This is a genomic window from Solemya elarraichensis gill symbiont, assembly GCF_002021095.1.
GTDB lineage: Bacteria > Pseudomonadota > Gammaproteobacteria > Chromatiales > Chromatiaceae.
This window is the reverse complement of sequence record NZ_MPRK01000203.1, coordinates 1-3,116: the sequence shown is the minus strand read 5'-3', so window position 1 is coordinate 3,116 and position 3,116 is coordinate 1. Positions and strand designations below refer to the sequence as shown.

3 protein-coding genes are annotated in these 3,116 nt (G+C 45.0%); 2 read left to right on the top strand and 1 reads right to left on the bottom strand.

Features of this window, described 5'->3' with window-relative positions; all coding sequences use genetic code 11:
- Nucleotides 1–46 precede the first annotated feature (46 nt).
- The gene (locus BOW51_RS09015; RefSeq protein ID WP_078477436.1) at nucleotides 47–763 is read left to right on the top strand and encodes a zf-HC2 domain-containing protein; all 717 of its coding nucleotides are present in this window, start codon (nucleotides 47–49) and stop codon (nucleotides 761–763) included.
- A gap of 274 nt (nucleotides 764–1,037) precedes the next feature.
- Here the strand turns inward: BOW51_RS09015 and BOW51_RS09010 are convergent, their stop codons facing one another.
- Nucleotides 1,038–2,111, bottom strand: coding sequence for a site-2 protease family protein (locus BOW51_RS09010; protein WP_078477435.1), 1,074 nt, complete (start codon nucleotides 2,109–2,111; stop codon nucleotides 1,038–1,040).
- A 168-nt stretch (nucleotides 2,112–2,279) separates the two neighbouring features.
- Here BOW51_RS09010 and BOW51_RS09005 point away from each other — a divergent pair, with 168 nt between their 5' ends.
- On the top strand, nucleotides 2,280–3,029 hold the full coding sequence (locus BOW51_RS09005; protein ID WP_167367295.1) for an alpha/beta hydrolase: 750 nt from the start codon (nucleotides 2,280–2,282) through the stop codon (nucleotides 3,027–3,029).
- Nucleotides 3,030–3,116 lie beyond the last annotated feature (87 nt).

The following is a 3,116-nucleotide window of genomic DNA, read 5'->3' as shown; positions in this document are numbered from 1 at the left end:
CCAGTGAGCCTGTCACTGAATCGCGTTCCTACCTGAGGAGGGTGAAATGAACAAGGCATTATACTGGACAGCAGATGAGCTGAATCGCTTCATCGATGGTGAACTTAGCAAGGAAGAGAGGCGCAGGCTGGAGCGTCACTTGGAAGAAAATCCTGCATTCATCGAGAAAGTCCGGGAATACCGCTCGATCGACCAGGCATTGCGTGATGCATACGACGATGTTGAGCCTCCCCAGCACCTACCTGTCACAAGATCAATGTGGGCGAATAGTGGACGAAGCCTGGCGCTGATGATCTTGCTGCTTCCCCTGGGTTTTCTTGTCGGTTGGAGCATGCATGCGACATACAGTGCAAATAGTCACACACCGCTTACAAGCGGGATCAGCCTGCCAGTCAAAAACCTTGCGCAGAACAACACCGTTTTGCATATCGATGTGGACGAAAAGGCTGCTGCCAATGAATTGCTTGATCGAGTCGAGAGCATTCTGACGTCTTACGCTAATGATGAAATTCAAGTGGAAGTGGTTGCTAACGCGGCAGGTCTTAATCTACTTCGTGTAGATAAGTCAGCGGTTGCTAACCGGGTGAGCCAAATGATGGACAAATATGACCACCTGATGTTCCTGGCTTGCGCGAACACCATTAGCCGACTAACGGAAAAAGGAGAGGAAGTTGAATTGATTGACCGCACCCATGCTGGGGAAACGGCGATAGATCACGTTGTGGGTAGGCTCAGCTCTGGATGGACATACGTGAAGATTTGAAATTTAGTGCATTTGTCTTCCAAAAGCAAATGCATTAATTCTTAAGCCTCTTTGTCATTGGGGCTTTTTTTTACCAAATAATCTTTGAATTGTGAATGTCTGCTTCTGGCGGCAACCCAAAGCGGACATCCAATAATCAAACCTGAGATCATTATCCGGGCATCTTTGATAGGCATCTATTTTTGCCGAGTAACCAGGACACGAGGCTGAATAAATATCAACGCAGAGAATCAGCATAATCGTTGATACAGTCATCCCCTGAAGTCTATCTTGATCAATGTAACGCTTTCTGAATGGAGAGCAACTCCACCACATTGTCCATGTTTAAGATACCAGCCAATTGACCAGCTTCCATCACAGTAAATAAGCGACACTGACTTTTCTGTAGCCGCTCCAATACCTCTTCAAGTGGCTCATTATTTTCAGCACACTGTACGTCAGTTTGCATCCAGTTTCCCACACTTTCCTGATCGCCATGCTCATGCAATCCTCGCAATAAATCTGTCTGTGTGAGTACTCCGACAACATCTTTACCATCCAACACAGGAAAATCTTTCTGACTACCCGCCAGCGTCAACTGAATAGCCTGGTGCAAACGATCGTGAGGAGACAATACTTCAAAATTCGTTAGCATGGCCTGCCCGGCTGAAATACCCAGCAACGTCGATTTAACCTCTTCTACCGCCGCTTCGGAAGCAGCGCCAATCCAAACAAATAGTGCAATAAACATAAGAAAAGGATTAAACAGGAGCCCCATCAAGCCCAGCCACAAGGCAAATCCCTGTCCTACCCTCGCGGCAAGCTGAGTTGCTTTATTATGGTTCATCCGTATAGCAAGGACGGCACGTAGAATACGTCCACCATCCATCGGAAAAGCAGGTATCAGATTAAAAACGGCGAGAATAATATTGATGAGCATCCAACGTTGTGCAAACGGGCCTCCCGTCAGAGTAAGCTCTTCAGCAGATACCATCGTATTTGTCACTGATAGCCAGAACCACAGAAAGAATGCGATAAACAGATTGACTGCAGGGCCTGCCAAGGCCACGTTAATTTCATGTTTTGGAACTTCAGGCATACGCTCCACTGCGGCTAGGCCACCGATGGGAAACAGCGTTATATGAAGTGTTCGAATACCATATCGTCGTGCTGTCAGTGCATGTCCGAATTCATGTAGTACAACACAGGTAAACAGCACAATGATAAAACCGACGCCACTTAGAACTGCGCCCAGCGCCCCCTCAATCAACCAGTAACTCAGGCCGATCCAAAGGAGAAGGATAATAAAAGTTGCATGCACATATACATCAATACCTGCAACCCGGATCAGTTTGAAGGACCATTTCATTTTTCGTAACCATCCAAAAGTTCATCCATATGCAGTCTTAACGCCAAATGTCTCTATTCTGATTCGATTACTCTATACTCATATAGTATGGCAAACCGATTCTTAATTTTGTTTTCTTTTCTCACGATATTTTCAAGCTCCGTTTCTTCCCAGAGGGAAGATGGCCATATGGAACTGGAGCAAAGTGTTTGTGGCCTGAGAGAACCTTTAATGTTTTGGTTATGGAGTAGTTTGGCAGGTAGGCCGAATGAAGGTCGACTGACAGGATTGCAAAATGTTGAGGATATATTTTTTAAGACCATAGACAATAAAATATTGCGTGGCTACAAACTGAAAGCAACTGGAAGCAAAGGGCAGGATTCTTTGCCGAAGGGTTACATGCTGATCTTGCAGGGAAATGCTCTTTTGGCAGACCAGATTATTGATGAATTCACTCAATTTTCAGCGGCAGGATTTGATGTTTATATCTATGACTTTCGTGGTTATGGTCGTTCCGAAGGCAAACGGCGACTTAAAGCAATTGTCAGTGACTATACTGAAATAATCGCTGCACTCAACTCGTCTAATTACGACAAACATTTTATATATGCCATGTCGTTTGGTGGAATAGCTTTCTTGAATGGATTTGAAAAGCACGCCAGGCTGGACCGTATTATTGTAGATACCTCACCGAGTCGTTTATCCAATTATGGATGTCCAGCGGCGTATGATCCTATTAATCATCTCCCAGACAATTGTAGTCATTTTATGTTTATTGTTGGACAGAATGATGGTGTGATTACGCCTTCCATGTCACAGGAGTTAATCGAGAAGGCCCAAAAACGAGGTGCTGTAATTCTCAGGGAGAAAAATTTTGGACATCCCTTCATGGATTATGACTGGCTGACAGATCGACGACGAATGAAGAGGAGCCTGTAGATAATTCTGTGTAACTGCCCTGTTCAAATATGGTCAATGAGTCGATCTTCAAACTCGATCATAAAACGATTTAACGCTGCTTTCCAG

Bases quoted from the DNA above. Each gene is read 5' to 3' on its own strand.
- BOW51_RS09005 (WP_167367295.1), top strand. From the start codon at position 2,280: ATGGAACTGGAGCAAAGTGTTTGTGGCCTGAGAGAACCTTTAATGTTT.
- BOW51_RS09015 (WP_078477436.1), top strand. From the start codon at position 47: ATGAACAAGGCATTATACTGGACAGCAGATGAGCTGAATCGCTTCATC.
- BOW51_RS09010 (WP_078477435.1), bottom strand. From the start codon at position 2,111: ATGAAATGGTCCTTCAAACTGATCCGGGTTGCAGGTATTGATGTATAT.